Raw genomic sequence first — 22771 nt, forward strand, 5'->3', positions numbered from 1 at the left:
TCGCGACCCGGGGAACCCGCAATGAAGCCTTAAACCGGCTGCTGGTGTTGATGAAAGCGCGACGCCAGCGGCAGCCAGCACAGCAGAATCAGCAATCCCATCAGCATCATCAGCAGGCCGAGGCTGCCCTGACCGGTTTGCGGCATCATCGCCGACAGCCACGCCAGCACGCCGGAACCGATATTCTGCAGCCCGCCCACCAGCGCCCCGGCGGTGCCGGCGAGGAACGGGAAGGGCTCCATCGCGCCGCTGGTCGCCAGCGGGAACAGCATCCCCGCGCCAAAAAAGAACAGCGCGGCGGGAACCAGCAGGGTCCAGACGGTCATCACGCCCAGCAGGCCAGGGATCCACATCAGCACCCCCGCCAGCAGGCAGCAAATCACCGACTGCCACATCAGCGTCGGGAAGCGTTTGTTCGGCCGGCCGGCAAACCAGGCGCCAAAGAACGCCGCCGGGATCGGCAGAATAAACAGAATGCTGACCGACATACTGCTCAGACCCAGTACCGCGCCCATCAGCACGCCGGAACAGGCTTCGAACACGGCAATGCCCGCCAGGCCGCCGATCAGCATAAGCAGATAGCAGTTGAATGCGCCGGTACCGAACAGCGTTTTATAGTTGGTGATGAGCCGGGTACGCGGCGCGCCGGTGGGCCGGGTTTCCGGCATCCAGCGCGCCATGCTGAAGGTGACGCCGGCGCAAAGTACCAGCAGAAATACGAAGCAGGCCCGCCAGTTCCATAAGGTATCGAGAATGCCGCCAATCAGCGGCGCGAGCAGCGGGCTAACCAGAATCCCCATATTCAGCAGGCTATTGGCGTGCCTGAGCTGCGCCCCTTCATACAGATCGCGCGGCAGGGTTCGCGCCATCACGCCGCCGACGCCGGTACCCATCCCCTGCATTGCGCTGGCGGCAATCAGCACCGGCAGGCTATGGGTGGTAATGGCAACCAGCGTCGCCAGCATAAAAATGGACATTCCCACCAGGATCACCGGGCGGCGGCCAACGCGATCGGAGAGCGGGCCGTAGAAAAGCTGCGAGACGCCGTAGGTCAGCAGATAAGCGGCCATCACGCTCTGCACCGCGCCTTCGCGAACGTTGAGCGATATCGCCATATCGGCAATCGCCGGAATATAAATGGTCTGCGCCATCTGGCCTACGGCCACCAGCAGCACCAGCATCAACAACAAATTGAAGTTCTTATGCCGTTTCATGTCGATGAATACTTTGTATAAAGTTGAAGATGAAGAATATGTGACTGGCACACCCGCTAAACGATGGAGGAATCTACCACATAAAAATGACAGAACAACCCTGTAAGGGGGGATTGTCGGGGATGTTCAGGCAGGTTTTGTAAACAACAATCGGCAACTAATGTTGCCATGGGTGGATTACGACAGCCGCAGCAGAATCGCCCCGGCGGCAATGCCGCAGGCGGCGGCGATGCGCAATGGAACTACCTTCTCTTTCAACAGGATAAACGCGATAACTGCGCCAAAAAGAATCGAGGTTTCGCGCAGGGCTGCCACCACCGCCAGCGGCGCCTGGGTCATGGCCCACAGCGCCAGGCCATAGGAGCCCATGGTACCGACGCCACCGACCATGCCTTTCTTCCAGTGCTGGCGCAGATAGCGGCTGGCCTGCGGGCGTCGGGCAATCATCGCCCAGCCCAGCAGACAGAAGCCGTTCATAAAAAAGGTCCACAGGGTATAGCCCAGCGCGGTTTCTGAAAGCCGCACACCGGTTCCGTCAACCAGCGTGTAGCCCGCAATGAAGCAGGCGTTGATCAGCGCCAGTACGATACCCTGGCTCGAACTGGCGCGCCCGTTAAAGGCCATCGCCAGAATCGCCAGGCAGATGACGCCGATGCCCAGCCACGCCAGCGGGGAGAGAGTGTCGCCAAGAAAGGCGACGCTGATTATCGCCACCAGTAGCGGGGCGGTCCCGCGCATCAGCGGATAGGTCTGGCTCATATCCGAGACCTGATAGGTTTTTGCCACCAGCACCGTATACACCACCTGTAGCGCGCAGGAGACGGCAAGAAACGGCACGCTGGCGAGCGTGGGTTGGGGGGCAAAAGGGAGCAGAACCAGGGCGATGAGCGAGGCAGAGCCGCTAACGCCTACCGCCGCGTACATTTTATCGCCGCTGGCTTTAACGATAGCGTTCCAGCTGGCGTGAAGCAGGGCGGCGAACAGCAAAATACAGAATACGGTAATGGTCATTGCGGCCTGGCGCTGGGGAATAAATCGTCAACGGACTGTAACATGCGCACTCTTCAGCAGCCAGCGGCGGCTAGAGCGAACAGAACAGACGATGGGTGACCCGGGGTTCATCATATATCGGGCGAAATCCCAGATTTTCATAAAACGACCAGGCCGTTGACGGCGCATGGGTGTTGAGAAAATCAAAGCTGCTGCCGGAGTGGGTGATAACCGAGACCAGCAGCTGATGCCCGATCCCCTGCCGACGATGGCGCTCGGCGATATACAAATGGCGGATGCGACCGGCCCGCGGCTGCTGGCTAAAAGGATCGATGTTAAGCCCGCACACGCCCACCAGCTGCCCGTGCGCAAAAGCCCCCAGCAGCTTTTCTCCCGGCGCGTTAAAACGGTTTTCCCCGTTCTGCCAGTTCTCCGCCAGGCGACGCAGCATGTTCAGGTTTTGCGCCAGGCTTTCGGCGCGGAGCGCCGAAAAACCGGGTTCGTCCGGGGTGATAGCGGCGATCAACAACGGTGCCATAATTTTTCTCCGTCAGGTTAGCCTGTAGAGGGGCGGTTTCCCGCCCCTCTCAGGTGCGACTTGAACCTGAATCAGCGGAACTGCTTCAGGACTGCATCAAGTAGTTGCAACACGGCAACCATGAGTTTCAGGATCAGAACAACGATATCCACTCCGCCCATACGCGTCTCCTCTGGTTCAGGAGCACAACCGGCTGGCGTACCTTTCCGCCGCCTGTTGCCAGCCAGGGTATACCCGTCATATTCAGGCGCCACCTGCCGGTGGCGGACTCAATAATTCGGGGTATTTGTTGACGTAACACAGTGTGCTCTTCTGGGGTTAAGGCGCTGACGGCACCACCCGTTTCAGCCAGGACTTTTTTGCGCCGGTAAAAGTGCGGCCCCAGATTCCCCCTGCGTACCCCCTCAGTATAGAATGAATACTGTATATATGAACAGTATTTTTTGGACAAATTTGTATATGCGATCCATACTCTAAATCAGCAAAAACCATCGTGAAAATTGCGCCTTCTTCCCCGATCGCGTATACTTTTTTCGTTGACGTAATACAGTGTGCTTGCGGCTACCAACCGTAAAAACACCGAACAGAAAACCTCGCCGCGGCGGGGTTTTTTGTTTTTATCCCGCCGCAAATTAATGTGATCTTCCGCGCAGTTTCTCCTGGTTGAAAATAAATCCATTGTGAAATGACAAAAGCTGTGTTTGTATAAATTCATTCCCTTTTTTGAGACAACAGGTCCCTCATGAACGCTACCACGCTGACTTCGACCCTACTACTAACCGCGCCTGCCGCGGTGGTCGTCGTGTCTGTGGTGGTCGTCGTCGGCAACGCGCCGTAGGGTCCGGAACAACACGAATTCCAAACCCCGCCGGCGCAAACCGAGCGGGGTTTTTCGTTTCATGCCCCCCGGTAAGTCGGCCCAGAATAAAAGGACTGGAGCATGGCAAGTTCGGGCACAACATCACAAAAAATGCGCTTCACTGGCGCACAGTTAGTCGTTCATTTACTGGAGCGTCAGGGGATCACCACGGTCAGCGGCATTCCGGGCGGCTCCATCCTTCCCATTTACGATGCGTTAAGCCAAAGCACGCAGATCCGCCATATTCTGGCGCGTCACGAGCAGGGCGCGGGGTTTATTGCCCAGGGCATGGCGCGCACCGAGGGCAAACCGGCGGTGTGTATGGCCTGTAGCGGCCCGGGAGCCACTAACCTGATCACCGCTATCGCCGACGCCCGTCTGGATTCGATTCCGCTGGTGTGCATTACCGGCCAGGTTCCGGCCTCAATGATCGGCACCGACGCTTTCCAGGAAGTCGACACCTACGGTATCTCTATCCCCATCACGAAACATAACTATCTGGTACGCAACATTGCTGAGCTGCCGCAGGTGATAAGCGACGCGTTTCGCATCGCGCAGTCCGGGCGACCAGGGCCGGTGTGGATAGATATTCCTAAGGATGTTCAGGCCGCGACCATTGAGCTTGACGCCCTGCCGGAACCCGGCGCCCGTACGGCGCCTCCGACGTTCGATAGCGCCAGCGTGCGTGAAGCGGCGGCGATGATTAACGCCGCGCAGCGTCCGGTGCTCTATCTGGGCGGTGGGGTGATCAACGCGCCTGAGCCCATTCGCCAGCTGGCGGAAAAAGCCAACCTGCCAACCACCCAGACCCTGATGGCGCTGGGGATGCTGCCGAAAGCGCATCCGCTGTCGCTGGGCATGCTGGGGATGCACGGCGCGCGCAGTACCAATTTTATTTTGCAAGAGGCTGATTTATTGGTTGTTTTAGGCGCCCGTTTTGATGACCGGGCGATTGGTAAAACCGAGCAGTTCTGCCCGAACGCGAAAATTATCCACGTTGATATCGACCGCTCTGAGCTGGGTAAAATCAAACAGCCGCACGTAGCGATTCAGGGCGATGTTGGCGAAGTGCTGGCGCAGCTGATCCCGCAGGTCGAGACGCAGCCGCGCAGCGAATGGCTGCAGCTGGTGGCCGATCTGCAGCGGGAGTTCCCCTGCACCATTCCGCAGGAGCAAGACCCGCTTACCCACTATGGCCTGATTAACGCCGTTGCCGCCTGCGTTGACGATGAGGCAATCGTGACCACCGACGTCGGCCAGCACCAGATGTGGGTCGCGCAGGCGTATCCGCTCAACCGCCCGCGCCAGTGGCTGACCTCCGGCGGCCTCGGCACCATGGGCTTTGGTCTGCCTGCCGCGGTAGGCGCGGCGCTGGCTAACCCGCAGCGCAAGGTCATCTGCTTCTCCGGCGACGGCAGCCTGATGATGAACATTCAGGAAATGGCTACCGCGGCGGAAAATCAGCTGGACGTAAAAATCATCCTGATGAATAACGAAGCGCTGGGGCTGGTTCACCAGCAGCAGAGCCTGTTCTATAAGCAGGGCGTGTTCGCCGCGACCTATCCTGGCATGATCAACTTTATGCAGATCGCCGCCGGTTTTGGTCTGCAAACCTGTGATTTAAATAACGAAGCCGATCCGCAGGCGGCGTTGCAGGCGATTATCGACCGCCCGGGTCCGGCGCTGATCCACGTGCGTATCGATGCCGAAGAAAAAGTGTATCCGATGGTACCGCCGGGTGCGGCCAATACTGAAATGGTGGGGGAATAAGCCATGCAACAAGCGACTCATGAAAACGTTATTCTACAGCTCACCGTGCGCAACCACCCTGGCGTGATGACCCACGTTTGCGGCCTGTTTGCCCGCCGCGCATTTAACGTGGAAGGCATTCTTTGTCTGCCGATCCCGGACAGCAACCAGAGCCGCATCTGGCTACTGGTCAACGACGATCAGCGCCTCGGGCAGATGATTAGCCAGATCGAAAAGCTGGAAGACGTTGAGAAGGTGGTGCGCAATCAGTCCGATCCCTCCATGTTCAGCAAAATCGCGGTGTTCTTCGAATAATCGCTCGCGGCTTGATCCGCGGCGCGCGATAAACAAAATCACTCAAGCCGCATCAGGGCGGCAAGTCTGAGAATCCCCCGGGAGCTGAGTGAAGTCAGTGACTGGGGGGAACAGAGGCAGCTTGAAGGATGACGTTTATACCGTTAAGGTAAGCGCGTTTTTTATCCTCCCCAGGAATCGCCATGACCACAATCGCCCTTATTGACGATCATCTTATCGTCCGCTCCGGCTTTGCCCAGCTGCTGGGGCTGGAAGCCGATTTTCAGGTCGTCGCCGAATTCGGTTCCGGGCGCGAAGCGCTGGCGGGGCTGCCCGGCCGCGGCGTGCAGGTCTGTATCTGCGATATCTCGATGCCGGATATCTCCGGGCTTGAGCTGTTAAGCCAGCTACCGAAAGGGATGGCGATCGTGATGCTGTCGGTGCACGACAGCCCGGCGCTGGTGGAGCAGGCGCTGAACGCCGGCGCGCGCGGCTTTCTCTCCAAGCGCTGCAGCCCGGATGAGCTGATCGCCGCCGTCCGCACCGTGGCGGCCGGCGGCTGCTACCTGACGCCGGATATCGCCATGAAGCTGGCGGCCGGGCGACGGGATCCGCTCACCAAACGCGAACGCGAGGTGGCGGAAAAGCTGGCGCAGGGGATGGCGGTAAAAGAGATTGCCGCCGAGCTGGGCCTGTCGCCAAAAACCGTGCACGTTCATCGCGCTAATCTGCTGGAAAAGCTGGGCGTCAGCAACGACGTCGAGCTGGCGCGCCGCATGTTCGATAGCTGGCAATGAACGCCTTTCTCTCCCGGCTGCTCTCGGTTATCGGCTGTTGCTTTATCTTTTCCGCCGCGTGGTTTTGCCTGTGGAGCATCAGCCTGCACCTGGTGGAGCGTGCCGACCTTGCGGTGCTGCTTTTCCCCTTTGGCCTGCGTCTTGGCCTGATGCTGCAGTGTCCGCGCGGCTACTGGCCGGTTCTGCTGGGCGCTGAGTGGCTGCTGATCTTCTGGCTGACGCAGGAAGTGGCGCTGGCGCACCCGATAATATTGATGACCGGAAGTCTGTTGACCCTGCTGCCGGTGGCGCTGATCTCACGCTATCGCCAGCAGCGCGACTGGCTCACCCTGCTGCGCCAGGGAGGGGCGCTGATCGCCGCTGCGCTGCTCCAGTCGCTGCCGTGGCTGCCGGAAGGCAAGGAGGGGCTGAACGCGCTGCTGCTGACCCTGACCGGCGGCCTGACGCTGGCGCCTACCTGCCTGGTTATCTGGCACTACCTTACCAGTACCGTCTGGCGGCCGCTGGGGCCATCGCTGGTCTCGCAGCCGGTAAACTGGCGCGGGCGGCATCTTATCTGGTATCTGCTGCTGTTCAGCGTCAGCCTCTGGCTCCAGCTGGGGCTGCCCGCCGAGCTCTCGCGATTTACGCCCTTCTGCCTGGCGCTGCCGATTATCGCCCTGGCCTGGCACTACGGCTGGCAGGGCGCGCTGATCGCGACCCTGATGAACGCCATCGCGCTGATTGCCAGCCAGAGCTGGCACGATCATCCGGTGGATTTGCTGCTTTCGCTGCTGGCGCAAAGCCTGACGGGCCTGCTGCTGGGCGCTGGCATTCAGCGGCTGCGCGAGCTGAATCAGTCGCTGCAAAACGAGCTGGTGCGCAACCAGCGGCTGGCGGAACGCCTGCTGGAAACCGAAGAGAGCGTGCGCCGCGAGGTGGCCCGCGAGCTGCACGATGATATCGGCCAGACGATCACCGCCATCCGTACTCAGGCGGGGATCGTCCAGCGTCTGGCGCCCAACAGCGCCAGCGTCAGGCAGAGCGGCCAGCTGATTGAGCAGCTTTCGCTCGGCGTCTATGATTCGGTGCGCCGCCTGCTGGGCCGCCTGCGCCCGCGCCAGCTGGACGACCTGACGCTTGAACAGGCGGTGCGTTCGCTGATGCGCGAAATGGAGCTGGAGGACCGCGGTATGGTCAGCCATCTGGCGTGGCGTATTGATGAGTCGCTGCTGAGCGAAAACCAGCGCGTCACCCTGTTCCGCGTCTGCCAGGAAGGGCTGAATAATATCGTCAAACACGCCAGCGCCAGCGCCGTCACGCTGCAGGGCTGGCAGCAGGAGCAGCGGCTGATGCTGGTGCTGGAGGACGACGGCTGCGGCCTGCCGCCGGGCTCCGGTCAGCAGGGCTTCGGCCTGACCGGCATGCGCGAGCGCGTCAGCGCGCTGGGCGGCACCTTAACCATCTCCTGCACCCACGGCACCCGCGTCTGCGTCAGCCTGCCGCTGCGCTACGCCTGAGGAGCGACGATGTTTGCCTTTTTGAAATCCCCGCCCGCTGCTCCGCCGATTACCGACAAACCGGCGCTGGACGCGCGCTACCGCTACTGGCGTCGGCATATTCTGCTGACCATCTGGCTGGGCTATGCGCTGTTTTATTTTACGCGTAAAAGCTTTAACGCCGCCGTGCCGGAAATCCTCGCCAGCAACGTGCTGACGCGCAGCGATATCGGCCTGCTGGCAACGCTGTTCTACATCACCTACGGGCTGTCGAAATTTTTCTCCGGTATCGTCAGCGACCGCTCTAACGCCCGCTATTTTATGGGCATCGGTCTGGTCGCTACCGGCGTGGTGAATATTCTGTTTGGCTTTTCCACTTCGCTGTGGGCCTTCGCGCTGCTGTGGGCGCTGAACGCCTTCTTCCAGGGCTGGGGCTCGCCGGTGTGCGCCCGTCTGCTGACGACCTGGTATTCGCGCACCGAACGCGGCGGCTGGTGGGCGCTATGGAATACGGCGCATAACGTCGGCGGGGCGCTGATCCCGATGGTGGTTGGCGCGGCGGCGCTGCACTACGGCTGGCGAACGGGGATGATGATTGCCGGCATGCTGGCGATCCTCGCCGGGCTGTTTCTCTGCTGGCGGCTGCGCGACCGGCCGCAGGCGGTAGGACTGCCCGCCGTGGGCGACTGGCGGCACGATGAACTGGAGATTGCCCAGCAGCAGGAAGGGGCTGGCTTGACCCGTAAAGAGATCCTCACCAAATACGTGCTGCTGAATCCCTATATCTGGCTGCTCTCGCTGTGCTACGTGCTGGTGTACGTGGTGCGCGCGGCGATTAACGACTGGGGCAACCTGTATATGTCGGAAACGCTCGGCGTCGATCTGGTCACGGCGAATTCGGCGGTCACCATGTTCGAGGTGGGCGGCTTTATCGGCGCGCTGGTGGCGGGCTGGGGCTCGGATAAACTGTTTAACGGCAACCGCGGGCCGATGAACCTGATTTTCGCCGCCGGGATTTTGCTGTCGGTGGGCGGCCTCTGGCTGATGCCGTTCGCCAGCTACGTGATGCAGGCGGCCTGCTTCTTCACGACCGGCTTTTTCGTTTTTGGCCCACAAATGCTGATCGGCATGGCGGCGGCGGAGTGCTCGCACAAAGAGGCGGCGGGGGCGGCAACCGGCTTTGTTGGCCTGTTTGCCTATCTTGGCGCATCGCTCTCCGGCTGGCCGCTGGCGCAGGTGATGGAAATCTGGCACTGGAGCGGCTTTTTCGTGGTTATCGCCATTGCCGCCGGCATTTCCGCCCTGCTGCTGCTGCCGTTTTTAAACGCCCAGGCGCCGCGAGAAGCGTGACCCACTTCACCTTTCTTCGCCGAAGGGCGTAAAACTAAGAAATTTTCCCGGTTTCGCCTGGACGCTGTCTCAGGCGAGTCTCCCGGCTGATTTTTACAATGCCTGCCATTCGCAGGTACTAAATCAGCTCAGGAGTCACCCAATCATGCTGGCCTTCTTAAACCAGGTGCGTAAGCCAACCCTGGACCTGCCGCTCGAAGCGCGGCGCAAAATGTGGTTCAAACCGTTCATGCAGTCGTATCTGGTGGTTTTCATCGGCTATCTGACCATGTACCTGATCCGCAAAAACTTTAACATCGCGCAGAACGACATGATCTCCACCTACGGGTTGAGCATGACGCAGCTGGGGATGATCGGTCTCGGATTCTCAATCACCTACGGCGTGGGTAAAACGCTGGTTTCTTACTACGCAGACGGTAAGAACACCAAGCAGTTTCTACCGTTTATGCTGATCCTTTCGGCCATCTGTATGCTTGGCTTCAGCGCCAGCATGGGGGCAGGGTCGACCAGCCTGTTCCTGATGATCGCCTTCTACGCTCTGAGCGGCTTTTTCCAGAGCACCGGCGGCTCATGCAGCTATTCGACTATTACCAAGTGGACGCCTCGCCGTAAGCGCGGCACCTTCCTCGGCTTCTGGAATATTTCTCACAACCTCGGCGGCGCCGGCGCGGCGGGCGTAGCGCTGTTTGGCGCCAACTACCTGTTCGACGGCCACGTGATCGGGATGTTTATCTTCCCGTCGATTATCGCGCTGATCGTCGGTTTTATCGGCCTGCGCTTCGGCAGCGACTCCCCGGAATCCTACGGTCTCGGTAACGCCGAAGAGCTGTTTGGCGAAGAGATCAGCGAAGAGGATAAAGAGACGGAAGAGAACGCCATGACCAAATGGCAGATCTTCGTCGAGTACGTACTGAAGAACAAAGTCATCTGGCTGCTGTGCTTCTCCAATATCTTCCTGTACGTGGTGCGCATCGGTATCGACCAGTGGTCCACCGTTTACGCTTTCCAGGAGCTGAAGCTCTCCAAAGAGGTGGCGATTCAGGGCTTTACCCTGTTTGAAGTGGGCGCGCTGGTGGGCACGCTGCTGTGGGGCTGGCTGTCGGATCTGGCAAACGGTCGTCGCGCGCTGGTGGCCTGCGTTGCGCTGGCGCTGATTATCGCCACCCTGGGGGTTTATCAGCATGCCAGCAATCAATACGTTTATCTCGCCTCGCTGTTTGCGCTGGGCTTCCTGGTGTTTGGCCCCCAGCTGCTGATCGGTGTTGCCGCGGTAGGTTTCGTGCCGAAAAAGGCGATTGGCGCTGCCGACGGGATCAAGGGCACCTTCGCCTATCTGATCGGCGACAGCTTCGCCAAGCTCGGCCTCGGGATGATTGCCGACGGTACGCCGATTTTCGGCCTCACCGGCTGGGCGGGCACCTTTGCGGCGCTGGATGCGGCGGCGATTGGCTGCATCTGCCTGATGGCCATCGTCGCGGTGTTTGAGGAGCGTAAAATCCGCCGTCAGAAAAAGACGCAAACGTTGCAGACTGCCTGAGTCATTGGGTGTGAGTCACGTTGCCCGGCCCCTGCGCCGGGCTTTTTTATGCCTCTTGCCGGGCGGTTTGATGATAGCGATACGGGGCCGCGATAAGTCACATTATGGTACTTCCGGCAGTCGACAGCGGGCAATTTCCCATTATGATAGTGGGGCTGCGATTGAATGAGAGGATGCATGATCTGGTTAGGACTGGCCACGCTGATAGTGGTATTTGTTGTGGGATTTCGGGTGCTTACCTCTGATTCACGCCGTGCGATTCGCCGTCTGAGCGAACGATTAGGCATTACGCCGGTACCGCTGGAATCGATGATCGATCAGCTGGGAAAAACCGCCGGCAACGAGTATCTGCGCTACCTGGAGCGGCCGAATGAAGCGCATTTGCAAAATGCCGCGCAGGTGCTGCTGGTCTGGCAGGTCGCTATCGTCGACGGCAGTGAGCAGAACCTGCACTACTGGTATCGGCTGATGAAAAAGTCCCGCCTCGCGGCGCCGATTACCGAAGCGCAAATCCGCCTGGCACAAGGTTTTCTTCGCGAGCTGGAGCCGGAAGTGAGCGACCTGCACGCTTTGCAGGAGCGCTATAACGCGCTGTTTTTGCCGGAGGATGGCGTCCACTGGCTGCACTGATATCACTTTCCGGTGCACTGTTGGCTTCGTTAAACGTCACGCCGACGAGGCCACCGGTGCATAAGTCATCGCAACAAAGCCATCATGCCAGTACCTCTAACCCATGTTTTTGCACGATGGTGAGTAATTTCAGTGCCAGCCCACCGGGGCGTTTTGCCCCGCTTTCCCATTTTTGGACCGTGGAAACGCTGGTGTTCAGATAGCGGGCAAAAACCGGCTGACTGACGTTGAGTTGGTCACGTAGAGCCTTAATTTCACCAGGTTGGAAATCGCTTACGCGGCTGATGCATGTTTCATCAAAGCTGCGCATTGTCTCCTGCGCGATCGCATCAACACTGTATAAACCTGCTGCAGCGCTATGGATAGCTTCAAAGGCGGGGCTTTTGAATTTAGTTTTTGCAGTCATGACAAATCTCCACCAATTCTTTTCTCTTAACCAATGCCGCCATTTTCTCCTCGCTGAGAAGGGAATAATGCCTGGCTAACTCACGGAACGCCGCGAGTTCTCGGTTATCGATATTGGCGATATCCTGTTTGGCGTATAAAAATGTGTAAAACCAATGCTCAGCGCCCTTTGCCAGAATAATTGCGCGATCGCGATTTTTATTGAGGCGTTTTTTGTAAACGCCGCCACCAAGGTTATCTGCTTTTCCCTGGAGAGTGGCTTCAATCGCTTTGCAGAGTTCGCCATCATCAATCGCATGGGCCCGGGCTTCCCTGGTAAACCATTTCGTTTTAAAAACACGCATTGGCTGACATCCTGTAACCATAAATATAGCACCAAGTGCTATGTTATTTCTTCCTCTTACTGTTCTGAAATACCTAAGAACGTGATTTTCCGGTTATGCGAGCAGCTACGCAGGGGCTTTGCAAGGCCTGAAAAGTTGTCAAAACGTTAAATTCGTCACATTTAAAATGTTACACTGCGCGGCTTCCCCGTGTTCAACCATGCAGGTAACTTATGACTCCTTCGAATGCCTCTACGCCACAGGCTCATCAGGCGGCGCGACCCAACTGGTCGGCGGTTTTTGCGGTGGCCTTCTGCGTGGCCTGCCTGATTACCGTTGAGTTCCTGCCGGTAAGCCTGCTCACGCCGATGGCGCAGGATTTAGGCATCTCCGAAGGGGTTGCCGGACAGTCGGTCACCACCACGGCGTTCGTGGCGATGTTTGCCAGCCTGTTTATCACCTCGATTATCCGCAGTACCGATCGCCGCTACGTGGTGATTCTGTTTTCGGTTCTGCTGACCCTTTCCTGCCTGCTGGTCTCTTTTGCCAACAGCTTTGCGTTATTGCTGCTCGGCCGCGCCTGCCTCGGGCTGGCGCTGGGCGGCTTTTGGGCGATGTCGGCGTCGCTCACCATGCGGCTGGTGCCAATGCGCGTGGTCCCCAAAGCCCTGTCGGTTATTTTTGGCGCGGTATCGATAGCGCTGGTGATCGCCGCGCCGCTGGGCAGCTTCCTCGGTGGGATTATCGGCTGGCGTAACGTCTTTAACGGCGCCGCGGTGATGGGGGTGGTCTGTACGATTTGGGTGCTGAAGGCGCTGCCGTCTCTGCCGGGCGAGTCGACCTCGGCGCAGCAAAATATGTTCGGCCTGCTAAAGCGCCCCGGCGTGATGGCCGGGATGTGCGCCATTTTTATGGCCTTCGCCGGCCAGTTCGCCTTCTTTACCTATATTCGCCCGGTGTATATGACGCTGGCGGGCTTTGACGTTGACGGCCTGACGCTGGTGCTGTTGAGCTTCGGCATCGCCAGCTTCGTCGGCACCTCGCTCTCTTCGATGCTGCTCAAAAGATCGGTGAAAGCGGCGCTGGCGGTTGCCCCGGCGGTGCTGGCCATCAGCGCGGCGGTGCTGGTACTGTGGGGGGAGAGTAAAATCGTGGCGTCGACGGTTGCCGTTATCTGGGGCTTTGCCTTCGCGTTGATACCGGTTGGCTGGTCAACGTGGATCACCCGCTCCCTGTCCGATCAGGCGGAGAAAGCCGGGTCGATTCAGGTGGCGGTGATCCAGCTGGCCAACACCTGCGGCGCCGCGGTTGGCGGCGTGGCGCTGGATCACCTTGGTCTGCTCTCGCCGCTGGTCCTCTCCGGTACGTTGATGCTGCTGACCGGCCTGCTGGTGGCGACGAAAGTACGAGTGTAATGGGGCCGCAGTCAGGCGAATCGTCAATAAAACTACGGGCGTTCGCCCTGCGCCAGACGACGGTTGATGTCGGCAATCACGCCCGGCAAATCCGCCAGCGTATCTACTACATAGTGCGCCCCGGCGGCGTACAGCTTCCCGGCGGCGTGCTCGCGGCGGGCGGCGATCTCTTCGGCGCTCATCTGCTGATATTCCTCCCAGCTGGCGCCGAATTCGTTACCGGAAACCGCCAGACCCACGCTCCACATTCCGGCGTTTAATCCTTCGGTAATGCCGGGAGCGGAATCATCAACCTTGACGCAGTGGGCTACCGAGTCGATGCCGAGGACAATGACGTTCTGTAACGCCATCCACGGGCCTGGCCGTCCCCCGACGGCGAGGTCGTCCGTCGCCACCCAGTGGTCAGGCGCATAGCCCTGAGCGGCGGCGGCCGGCGCCAGCTTTTCCATCACCGGACGCGGATAGCCGGAACAGGAGCCAATTTTTATGCCTTCGGCGCGCAGCGCGGCAATGGTGTCGACAACCCCGGCGATCGGCGCAGAAAAATCGACAACTTTGGCAATCTGCAGCGGCATAAAAGCAGCATAGATCGCGTCGATATCGGCAGCGTTCATCGCCCGGCCAAACTTCGCCTGCCAGCGGGCGTCCACGGCGGGCAGTTTCCCCAGCGCTTCAATATGCTGCCATTTGCCGAGACCCATCGGCACCCTGGCTTCTTCGAGCGTAATCTCCACGGCAAAAGCCTGACGGAAGGCCTCAACGAAAATCTGCGTCGGCGCGAAGGAGCCAAAGTCGACGGTGGTGCCTGCCCAATCAAGAATAACGGCGTTAATACGGTTCATGACGGTTCCTTAGCATTGCCAGTACATGGCGTTTTTGATGGCCGCCAGCAGGGCGGTGATGTCGGCGTCGTACACTTCGCCGATGTTGCCGATACGGAAGCAGTCGCTTTGCGACACCTTGCCCGGATAGATCACGAAACCCTGCACTTTAAGCCGCTGGTAGAAATCCTTAAAGCGATACTGCGGCGCATCCGGGGAGTAAAACGCGGTGATGATCGGCGAGTGCAGGCTATCGTCGAGCAGCGGCTGAAAGCCTAGCGTACGCATTCCCGCCACCAGACGCCGCTGGTTCGTGCTGTAACGCTGATGACGTGCGCGCACGCCGCCTTCCTCCGCCAGCTCCTTCAGCGCCTGGGCAAAGGCCAGCACGGTATGGGTCGGTGAGGTGAAGCGCCACTTGCCGTGGTTATCCTCCATGCAGCGCCACTGGGCGTACAGATCCAGCGACAGCGAGCGCGAGCGGCCCTGGCAGTTTGCCAGTTCCGCCTCCCGGGCAATGACGAAGGCAAAGCCCGGCACACCCTGAATGCATTTGTTGGCGGAGCTGATCAGATAATCGATATTCAGGGCGGCGACGTCCATGGGAATGCCGCCGAAGCTGCTCATGGCATCGACGATGTAGCGTTTGTCGTAACGTTTCGCCAGCGCGGCGACCTCTTCGATCGGGTTGAGCATGCCGGTCGTGGTTTCGCTATGCACCATGGCGATATGGGTGATCGCCGGGTCGGTTTGCAGGATCCGTTCGATCGCCGCCGCGTCCGGCCGCGCCACTTCGCCGCAGTCGTAGGGATGGTGCGCAATGCACATCAGTTTCGCCATCTCGATCATGCGCGCGCCGTAGGCGCCGTTGCTGATAATCAGCACTTTCCCCTGCGCGCCGATCGCGCTACCGAGCACCGCTTCAACCGCGTAGCTGCCGCTGCCTTGCAGCAGCACTGAGGTGTAGCCGTTAGCGGGCGTCGCCAGTTCCACCAGCCGTTGGCGAATGACCTGAACGACGCCGAGATTGTAGTCGTCGTCCCAGGTACAGCTATCGAACAGCATCGCCTCTTTTACCGTACGGGAAGTGGTTAGCGGTCCGGGCGTCAGCAGCAGATAATTACGCGAAGTCATTGTTTTCACCATTTGGTCTATACCAGATTTTTTTTATAATGACGATCGTGCCCCGAAAAGGTCAAAGGGAAAGTAGCGCTGCAACAAAAAATTCATCTGGTTATGTATAATGAGCGCATCAAATTTGGCCGCGAGCGAACATGAAATCACCCTCTGGCGAGACGCCACAGTATCTGCTGATCAAGGCGCAGCTTCAGGCGCGTATTCATAACGGCGCGTTGAAGAGCGGCGATAAGCTGCCGTCCGAGCGCGAGCTGTGCGCGCTGTTCAACACCACGCGTATTACGGTGCGTGAGAGCCTGGCGCAGCTTGAGTCCAGCGGCGTGATTTATCGCGCCGACCGCCGCGGCTGGTTTGTTACGCCGGAGCGCTTGTGGTTGGATCCGACGCAGAATACCAACTTCCACAAGCTGTGCCTGGAACAGGGGCGGGAGCCGAAAACGGTGCTGCTCGACGGTCGTCTGGCCGCCGTTCCGCTGGACGTTATGGCGCCGCTGGCGCTGCAGCCGTTCGACCAGATCTACCTGCTCACCCGACTGCGCCATGCTGACGGGCGGGCAATCTGCTACTGTGAAAATCACTGCCTGCCGGCCAGGGTTCCGGAGCTGCTGCGCCATGATTTAAACGGCAGCCTGACCGAAATTTATCAGACCCACTATGACCTGATATATACCAGTATGCATCTGTCGTTCTGGCCCACCTCAATGCCGCCCCAGGCCGCGGAAGCCCTGGGGGTGATGGAAGGGCGGCCGGCGCTGCTCTTGCGCCGCCTCAACTACGATCAGCACGGGCGAATTCTCGATTACGATATCGAGTACTGGCGCCACGACAGCCTGCGTATTGAAGTCGATACCCATTGATTTTATTGGTCCTGCCCGAGCGTTTTCCCGGGTTGCGGCTGGCGCCTTACCCGGGCTACGGGTTCACCGCCGTCTGCGGACGGGTAGCCCGGACAGGCGCGTCAAGCGCCGCCTCCGGGATAAGCCCAGGTATTAAATACCTGGGCGCCGGGCGTCCCGGTGGCGCTGCGCTGACCGGGCTACGGGTTCACCGCTGGCTGCGGACGAGTAGCCCGAACAGGCGCGTCAAGCGCCGCCTCCGGGAGGGATTCTTCTGCTCCGGCGTCATCCTTTCGCCACACTTCATTCATCGTTTTGTCATAAACCCCGGGTAGCGTGAAAAACAATCTGGTCTACACCAGGAAGACTAACTACCCGATGAGGCATATACGATGAAACTCTCCCGACTTGCCCTGCTGTCCCTGTTCGCGCTGACCAGCTCTCCGGTCTGGGCAGATGGCATCGTCACGGTTTACTCCGCTGACGGCCTGCACGATGGTGATAACAGCTGGTACCAGCACCAGTTCGCCGCTTTCACCAAAGCAACGGGCATCAAGGTGCAGTACGTGGAAGGCGGTTCCGGGGCGATTGTTGAACGCCTGGCAAAAGAGCGCACCAACCCTCAGGCCGATGTGCTGGTGACGGTGCCGCCGTTTATCCAGCGTGCCGCGAAAGAACAGCTGTTGGCCGAATTTCAGCCGCAGGACAGCGCCCGGATCCCGGGCGTACACGACCGCTACTCGCCGCTGGTGAATAACTATCTGACCTTTATCTATAACAGTAAGCTGCTGAAAACCGCGCCGGCCAGCTGGCAGGATTTGCTCGATAGCCGCTTCAGGAACAAACTGCAGTACTCGACGCCGGGGCAGGCGGGTGACGGTACGGCGGTCATGCTACAGGCGTTTCACAGCATGGGGAGCAAAGAGGCGGGGTTCGATTATCTCGGTAAGCTCCAGGCCAATAACGTTGGTCCGTCTGCTTCCACCGGTAAGTTGACCGCGCTGGTCAATAAAGGCGAGCTGTACATCGCTAACGGCGATCTGCAAATGAACCTGTCGCAGATGGCGCGTAATCCGAATGTGCAAATCTTCTGGCCAGCGGACGCGCAAGGCGAACGCAGCGCGCTGGCGCTGCCCTATACCATCGGCCTGGTGCAGAACGGTCCGAACGGCGAAAACGGTAAAAAGCTGATTAACTTCCTGCTCGATAAATCCGCTCAGTCCAGCGTCAGCGCGCTCTCCTGGGGCCTGCCGGTGCGCAGCGACGTGACGCCGGAAGACGCTAACTTTAAAGCGGCGAAAGCGGCGCTTAACGGCGTGAAAAGCTGGGAACCCAACTGGGACGACGTTGCGGTTTCGCTGTCGGCGGATATTGCCCGCTGGCATAAAGTGACGGACAGCGAGTAAGCGTGATGTTAATGAAAACGACCGTTGCCCCCACCCCGTCGCTGGCGGGGACGTCCGGAATTACTCTCGACGCGCTGCGCGTTTCTTATCACGGCAACGTGGTGCTGAAGCCGCTGACATTAACCATTGAACCCGGTGAGGTGCTGGCGCTGATCGGCCCTTCGGGCTCCGGGAAAACCACGGTGCTGCGGGCGATAGCCGGTTTTGTGCAGCCTGCCGGTGGTCGAATTTTGCTTGGCGACACGGATATCACCCATCTGCCGCCGTATCAACGCGGCCTTGGTATGGTGGTTCAAAACTACGCCCTGTTTCCGCACATGAAAGTAGAAGATAACGTCGCCTTCGGCCTGCGGGCGCAGAAGCAGCCCAAAGCGCAGATCGCTGAACGGGTTCAGGAAGCCCTGAAAATCGTCGGCATGGCGCATTACGCCAGCCGCTATCCGCACCAGCTTTCCGGCGGCCAGCAGCAGCGCGTCGCAATTGCTCGCGCCATCGCCGTGCGTCCGCGGGTATTGCTGCTTGATGAGCCGCTCTCGGCGCTGGATGCGCAAATCCGTCACAACATGGTCGAGGAAATTGCCCGTCTGCACCGCGAACTGCCGGAGCTGACCATTCTCTACGTCACCCACGATCAGACCGAAGCCCTGACCCTGGCGGACAAGATTGGCATCATGAAAGACGGCTCGCTCATTGCCCACGGCGAAACCCATCAGCTTTACCACTATCCGCCTAATCGTTTTAGCGCTGAGTTTCTCGGACGTGCCAATATCCTGCAGGCGACGGCGCTGACAGATACCGCGGGACCTGGCCTGGTCAGCGTCAGCTGCGGCGGCGGATTGATCGCCGCGTTCAGCCGCGGCGGCCAGCATGGCAACAATAAGCTGCTGTGTATTCGCCCGCAGCATATGAGTCTCGCGCCGCGATCGGCCACCAGCAACCGGCTGAACGCCATCCTGACCTCCGTGCACTGGCAGGGCGATTTGACCCATCTGCTATGCGACGTGGCGGGGGAGGCGGTGCGTATCGTGATGACCCACGTGAATCCGCTGCCGCGTGCGGGCGACAGGCTGGCGCTCTATTTTGAACCCAACGATGCGGTCCTGATTGAGGTGTCATAATGTCGCAGATCTTAACGCTCCCGCGTCGCTCTGTTCATCTGCGGCCCTTACTGTGGCTGCTGCCGCCGCTGCTGGTGCTGGCGACCCTGTTTTTCTACCCGCTGCTGCTCATCGGCGAACAGGCGCTGCGCGATACCGAGGGCCACCTGGGCCTCGAAACCTTCTGGCAGGTGGTGGAGTCCCGGCGCTTTCTCAGCGCATTGCTCAATACCTTGCAAATCGCGGTTATCGCGACATCAGGCTGCCTGCTGCTCGGCAGCGTACTGGGGCTGATTCTGGTGTTTATCCCGTTTCCCGGTAGCCAGCTGATTAGCCGGATAATTGATACCTTTATTGCGCTGCCGACCTTTCTCATCACCCTGGCTTTCACCTTTATTTACGGCTCCGCCGGTCTGCTGAACGGGACGCTGATGTCGCTGTTTGCTTTTGAACTGCCGCCGGTGGATTTTCTCTATTCGATTCAGGGGGTCATACTGGCGGAAATGACCGTCTTCACCCCTCTGGTGATGCGCCCGCTGATGGCCGGGCTGCGGCAGATTGATAAAAGCCAGCTTGAAGCGGCGAGCATCCTCGGCGCGCATCCGCTGCGGGTCATCGGCCAGGTGATTTTTCCGGCGGTGCTGCCGGCGCTAATGGCGGGCGGCAGCCTGTGTCTGCTGTTGACCACCAACGAGTTCGGCATCGTGCTGTTTATCGGTGCCAAAGGGGTAAATACTCTACCGATGATGGTCTACAGCAAGGCTATTCTCGAGTCGGACTACAGCGTCGCCTGCATGATTGCGCTGATTAATATTCTGCTGTCGCTGGGGCTGTTTATGCTCTATCGGCTGGCCGCCGCGCGTACCGGCGTGAGGAGCTAACGATGTTGATTTGGTCGCGTAAAGGCCGTACGGCGGCGGGAGCGCTGGCGGTGACGCTGTTTGCCGGGTTTTTCTTCCTGCCGCTGGCGGTGATTTTGATGTCCAGCCTGAGCCAGCAGTGGAACGGCCTGCTGCCGTCCGGCTTTACCCTCGGACACTTTGTTAACGCGTTTCGCGGCGCCGCGTGGGATGCGCTCTTTTCCAGTCTGATGGTCGGGTTTTGCGCCAGCCTGTTCGCTCTGCTGTGCGGCATGTGGGCTGCGCTGTCCCTGCGGCAGTACGGTGCGAAGCTGCAAAAATACCTTGGGCTGATGTTCTATCTGCCAAGCGCCATCCCATCCGTTTCTGTGGGTCTTGGCATTCTGGTGGCCTTCAGCCAGGGACCGCTGCAGATGAACGGCACCTTTTGGATCGTTCTGGCGGCGCACTTCGTGCTGATTTCCGCGTTTACCTTCAGCAACGTTTCCACCGGTCTGGCGCGGATTTCCGCCGATATTGAAAACGTCGCCTCCAGCCTCGGGGCATCGCCGTGGTATCGTCTGCGCCACGTCACGCTGCCGCTGATGACGCCGTGGATGATTTCGGCACTGGCGTTAAGCCTGTCGCTGTCGATGGGGGAGCTGGGCGCGACGGTGATGATCTACCCGCCGGGCTGGACAACGCTGCCGGTGACGATTTTCAGCCTGACCGATCGCGGCAATATTGCCGATGGTTCGGCGCTGACCATCGTGCTGGTGGGCGTCACGCTGCTGCTGATGATTAAGCTTGAACGCATCGCCCGCCGGATGAGCCAGAGGTAATCTCCGGCTCCTTTTGCAAACCGCCTAAGCCAGTGGTAGCCGGGGTAAGGCGTTACGCCGCAACCCGGGGAATGCGCCGGGATGAATATATCGATGCGGCTTCTTCCCGGCTCGCGCTGCGCTTAGCCGGGCTACAGGTTACGATCTGATAGCCCGGATCGGGCTCTGACGCCGCGACCCGGGATGGTTTCACTCTCTTAGAACCACGCCTCAAACATGCCGCCGACGTTCAGCGAATCCAGCTGCTCGTCTTTGGTGCCGTTAACCTTCGCGGTGCGCTTGTTATCCACCTGGCCGCCGGTCACGTAGAAGCGCAGCATCGGGCGGAACTCCGGCCCCATACCGATGGCGATGTTCTGCGACAGCGTCAGCTTCCAGCCGTGGTTATCGCCGCCCTGGTCGTAATCGACGCGCTGGTAGCCCGCTTCCAGCCAGGTGGAGTGCACATCGTTCCAGAAGTACATCGGACGGACAATGGCGCCGTAGTTTTTACGGTTATCGGTGTTGTCCTTGCCGTTGTCATAGTCGTGGAAGGCCAGCAGATATTCGATCTGCGCCTGCTGGGTGAATTTATGCAGCCCTTCAAAGCTGGCGTAAATCGCGGTCAGGTCATCGGTTTTGTTGTAGACGCTGTTATCCGAGTTATCGGAGTAGCGCAGGATCACTTTATTGACGCCGCTGTCGTTGGTGTGGCTGAGCACCAGCCCGCCCTGCCAGGCGTCGAGACGTTCGTCGCTGTCCACCGCTTTCGAATCGAAACCGTAGTTGGCGTAAACCTCAACGTCGATCGGCCCGGCCTTGATGTTGTGGGTTTTGGTGGTCAGGGCGTAGTGGCCGTTATCGCCGGTACCGGAGCCGCCGGTACAGGTGATGCGCGACGGGTTGGCCTCGTCGGCCATCACTTCCGGGCTACAGGACTCCACCTGCGACACTCCCGCCACGTCAAACTGCACGCCGCCGATATCAAAGTTCTTCACCCCGGCGCCCTGGCCGTCGTGGTTCATCCAGAAGTAGTCGTTGATCCCCTGTTGCGGGCGCTGATGGAAGTCGCGGCCGGCCCAGATATAGGCGTTGGGGTTAGACTCCAGCACGTTGGTGACGCCGACGTAGGCTTTTTTCAGGTTAACTTCATCGCTCCAGTGGTCAAACATGACGTTGATATCCCAGATAGCGCCTTTACTGCTCTTGAAGGCTTTGGTTATCTGGAATTCGCCGCCGTTGCCTTCGTTGCCTAAACGGCCGATCGCCGAAGCGCCGTTATAGGAGCCATCCACGCCGACAAACTTCTGATCGCCGGTCTGGAACTGCGCGCCGTAGCGGGCGTAGCCGCTGAACTTCAGGCCGAAGGGGATCGCCATATCCGGCGTGGCCGCGGTGGTCTGCGGGTTGGTGATAACATCCACTTTTTTATCAGCCGCGGCGTCGATTTTCGCCTGGCGTTCGGCCAGGGCTTTATCGACGGCTTTCGCCACAATGGCGTCGATCTGTTCTTGAGTAAATTCTTGTGCGAATACGGAAATTGGGCACAGCGCGGCGACGACCGCCATGGTTAATGGCAGCATTTTTACAGTTTTCATCATTATCTCGCTTTTAATAATTTATATATATCCTAAATAGTTCGAGTTGCAGGAAGGCGGCAAGGGAGTGAATCCCGATGAGCTTACTTTGGTAAGTGATTCGGGTAAGCGAGCGCAGCCAACGTACATGCAGCTTGAAATATGACGGATATATTTAGATAATAGCTATCCCGCCAGGATAAGCTGGTATATTTAGTTCGGGTACAGTTGCTAAATATTGATATAAATTAACGCTGGTATAAATGAATTAACTCTTCCGAAAATTCACGGGCGAGCAGTGAATTCATTAAGTGATCCTGAGCATGGACCATAATTAACGTCATCTGCTGGCGCGCTTCGCCAGCGTCCTGCTCGATAAGCCGGGTCTGCATCTGGTGCGCCCGGCGGGCGTAGCCATCGGCTTCATTCAGAAGCAAGCGCGCTTCATCTATATTACCGTTGCGGGCGCAATGGAGCGCTTCAAAACATAATGAGCGTGACTGGCCCGCATTAACGATAATTTCCATTACCGCATCTTCTAATTCAATCATGATAGATCCTGAGGTCATTAACTTTATTCTTTAAATAATGCAGTGAAAGTCCCTTTTCCACATTATTTATGCCGTCATTTTAAATATAATATTAAATATAGAGATTA

The 22771-nt window shown here is 59.0% G+C and carries 24 protein-coding genes; 14 read left to right on the forward strand and 10 right to left on the reverse strand.

Translation table 11 applies throughout. The features are described 5' to 3' along the window. Positions 1-29 precede the first annotated feature (29 nt). The 4 genes from emrD to tisB all read right to left on the reverse strand — a co-directional run bounded on the left by emrD (position 30) and on the right by tisB (position 2903). Entirely contained in the window at positions 30-1214 is a 1185-nt protein-coding gene (emrD, locus tag ABLU88_RS11645) for a multidrug efflux MFS transporter EmrD (protein WP_004855651.1), read from the reverse strand. Between the two features lie 177 nt (positions 1215-1391). After that, positions 1392-2225 carry a DMT family transporter gene (locus ABLU88_RS11650; protein ID WP_014227319.1) on the reverse strand — a complete coding sequence of 278 codons (834 nt, stop codon included), beginning with the start codon at positions 2223-2225 and terminating at the stop codon, positions 1392-1394. A 70-nt stretch (positions 2226-2295) separates the two neighbouring features. After that, positions 2296-2742 (reverse strand): GNAT family N-acetyltransferase, encoded by a 447-nt coding sequence (locus ABLU88_RS11655; protein WP_004855646.1) that lies wholly within the window; start codon positions 2740-2742, stop codon positions 2296-2298. Positions 2743-2813: 71 nt separating this feature from the next. After that, on the reverse strand, positions 2814-2903 hold the full coding sequence (gene tisB / locus ABLU88_RS11660; RefSeq protein ID WP_004107126.1) for a type I toxin-antitoxin system toxin TisB: 90 nt from the start codon (positions 2901-2903) through the stop codon (positions 2814-2816). A gap of 581 nt (positions 2904-3484) precedes the next feature. Between tisB and ivbL the strand changes: the two genes are divergently transcribed. From ivbL to ABLU88_RS11700, 8 genes are all read left to right on the forward strand, one after another. Continuing rightward, positions 3485-3580 (forward strand): ilvB operon leader peptide IvbL, encoded by a 96-nt coding sequence (gene ivbL, locus ABLU88_RS11665; RefSeq protein ID WP_004107123.1) that lies wholly within the window; start codon positions 3485-3487, stop codon positions 3578-3580. 102 nt (positions 3581-3682) lie between these two features. Beyond that, positions 3683-5371: an acetolactate synthase large subunit gene (gene ilvB / locus ABLU88_RS11670; RefSeq protein WP_348836569.1), complete on the forward strand. Its 1689-nt coding sequence runs from the start codon at positions 3683-3685 to the stop codon at positions 5369-5371. 3 nt (positions 5372-5374) lie between these two features. Beyond that, on the forward strand, positions 5375-5665 hold the full coding sequence (gene ilvN / locus ABLU88_RS11675; RefSeq protein WP_004855635.1) for an acetolactate synthase small subunit: 291 nt from the start codon (positions 5375-5377) through the stop codon (positions 5663-5665). A 182-nt stretch (positions 5666-5847) separates the two neighbouring features. Next, positions 5848-6441, forward strand: coding sequence for a transcriptional regulator UhpA (gene uhpA / locus ABLU88_RS11680; RefSeq protein ID WP_004107112.1), 594 nt, complete (start codon positions 5848-5850; stop codon positions 6439-6441). Between the two features lie 17 nt (positions 6442-6458). Further along, on the forward strand, positions 6459-7940 hold the full coding sequence (uhpB, locus tag ABLU88_RS11685; RefSeq protein WP_162557350.1) for a signal transduction histidine-protein kinase/phosphatase UhpB: 1482 nt from the start codon (positions 6459-6461) through the stop codon (positions 7938-7940). 9 nt (positions 7941-7949) lie between these two features. Beyond that, entirely contained in the window at positions 7950-9269 is a 1320-nt protein-coding gene (locus ABLU88_RS11690) for an MFS transporter (protein WP_014227316.1), read from the forward strand. A 145-nt stretch (positions 9270-9414) separates the two neighbouring features. Continuing rightward, a complete protein-coding gene (uhpT, locus tag ABLU88_RS11695) occupies positions 9415-10806 on the forward strand; it encodes a hexose-6-phosphate:phosphate antiporter (RefSeq protein ID WP_004126843.1) in 1392 nt (463 codons plus the stop codon). A gap of 177 nt (positions 10807-10983) precedes the next feature. Then, positions 10984-11436 carry a DUF1198 domain-containing protein gene (locus tag ABLU88_RS11700; protein WP_025107571.1) on the forward strand — a complete coding sequence of 151 codons (453 nt, stop codon included), beginning with the start codon at positions 10984-10986 and terminating at the stop codon, positions 11434-11436. An 82-nt stretch (positions 11437-11518) separates the two neighbouring features. Here ABLU88_RS11700 and ABLU88_RS11705 read toward each other — a convergent pair whose 3' ends face one another. Further along, complete coding sequence (locus ABLU88_RS11705) at positions 11519-11842, reverse strand: DNA-binding transcriptional regulator (RefSeq protein WP_004126838.1); 324 nt, start codon at positions 11840-11842, stop codon at positions 11519-11521. Then, a complete protein-coding gene (locus ABLU88_RS11710) occupies positions 11826-12185 on the reverse strand; it encodes a type II toxin-antitoxin system RelE/ParE family toxin (RefSeq protein ID WP_025107572.1) in 360 nt (119 codons plus the stop codon). The genes ABLU88_RS11705 and ABLU88_RS11710 overlap by 17 nt, the downstream gene beginning before the upstream one ends. 212 nt (positions 12186-12397) lie before the next feature. On the opposite strand from ABLU88_RS11710, the gene nepI reads away from it, so the two are divergent. Then, positions 12398-13579, forward strand: coding sequence for a purine ribonucleoside efflux pump NepI (gene nepI / locus ABLU88_RS11715; protein ID WP_348836573.1), 1182 nt, complete (start codon positions 12398-12400; stop codon positions 13577-13579). Positions 13580-13611: 32 nt separating this feature from the next. Here nepI and phnX read toward each other — a convergent pair whose 3' ends face one another. Further along, positions 13612-14421, reverse strand: a complete 810-nt coding sequence (phnX, locus tag ABLU88_RS11720; protein WP_004855618.1) for a phosphonoacetaldehyde hydrolase — start codon at positions 14419-14421, stop codon at positions 13612-13614. 9 nt (positions 14422-14430) lie between these two features. Beyond that, on the reverse strand, positions 14431-15534 hold the full coding sequence (phnW, locus tag ABLU88_RS11725; protein ID WP_025107574.1) for a 2-aminoethylphosphonate--pyruvate transaminase: 1104 nt from the start codon (positions 15532-15534) through the stop codon (positions 14431-14433). 140 nt (positions 15535-15674) lie between these two features. Here phnW and phnR point away from each other — a divergent pair, with 140 nt between their 5' ends. The 5 genes from phnR (at position 15675) to phnV (ending at position 20557) form a co-directional block, all read left to right on the forward strand. Continuing rightward, positions 15675-16394, forward strand: a complete 720-nt coding sequence (gene phnR / locus ABLU88_RS11730) for a phosphonate utilization transcriptional regulator PhnR (protein WP_348836575.1) — start codon at positions 15675-15677, stop codon at positions 16392-16394. 371 nt (positions 16395-16765) lie between these two features. Further along, a complete protein-coding gene (gene phnS / locus ABLU88_RS11735; RefSeq protein WP_014227308.1) occupies positions 16766-17779 on the forward strand; it encodes a 2-aminoethylphosphonate ABC transporter substrate-binding protein in 1014 nt (337 codons plus the stop codon). A gap of 5 nt (positions 17780-17784) precedes the next feature. Beyond that, positions 17785-18897, forward strand: coding sequence for a 2-aminoethylphosphonate ABC transport system ATP-binding subunit PhnT (gene phnT / locus ABLU88_RS11740; protein ID WP_348836577.1), 1113 nt, complete (start codon positions 17785-17787; stop codon positions 18895-18897). Beyond that, on the forward strand, positions 18897-19757 hold the full coding sequence (phnU, locus tag ABLU88_RS11745; RefSeq protein ID WP_148849644.1) for a 2-aminoethylphosphonate ABC transporter permease subunit: 861 nt from the start codon (positions 18897-18899) through the stop codon (positions 19755-19757). Before phnT ends, phnU begins: the two co-directional genes overlap by 1 nt. 2 nt (positions 19758-19759) lie before the next feature. Further along, positions 19760-20557 (forward strand): 2-aminoethylphosphonate ABC transport system, membrane component PhnV, encoded by a 798-nt coding sequence (phnV, locus tag ABLU88_RS11750; protein ID WP_025107577.1) that lies wholly within the window; start codon positions 19760-19762, stop codon positions 20555-20557. 197 nt (positions 20558-20754) lie between these two features. Here the strand turns inward: phnV and ABLU88_RS11755 are convergent, their stop codons facing one another. Both ABLU88_RS11755 and ABLU88_RS11760 read right to left on the reverse strand, forming a co-directional pair. Next, positions 20755-22134: a carbohydrate porin gene (locus ABLU88_RS11755; RefSeq protein ID WP_047722798.1), complete on the reverse strand. Its 1380-nt coding sequence runs from the start codon at positions 22132-22134 to the stop codon at positions 20755-20757. A 227-nt stretch (positions 22135-22361) separates the two neighbouring features. Then, a complete protein-coding gene (locus tag ABLU88_RS11760) occupies positions 22362-22664 on the reverse strand; it encodes a PTS lactose/cellobiose transporter subunit IIA (RefSeq protein ID WP_032751827.1) in 303 nt (100 codons plus the stop codon). Positions 22665-22771: the final 107 nt, after the last annotated feature.

The organism is Klebsiella sp. GW_Kp182 (genome assembly GCF_040062275.1).
In the GTDB taxonomy this organism is placed as follows: domain Bacteria; phylum Pseudomonadota; class Gammaproteobacteria; order Enterobacterales; family Enterobacteriaceae; genus Klebsiella; species Klebsiella michiganensis.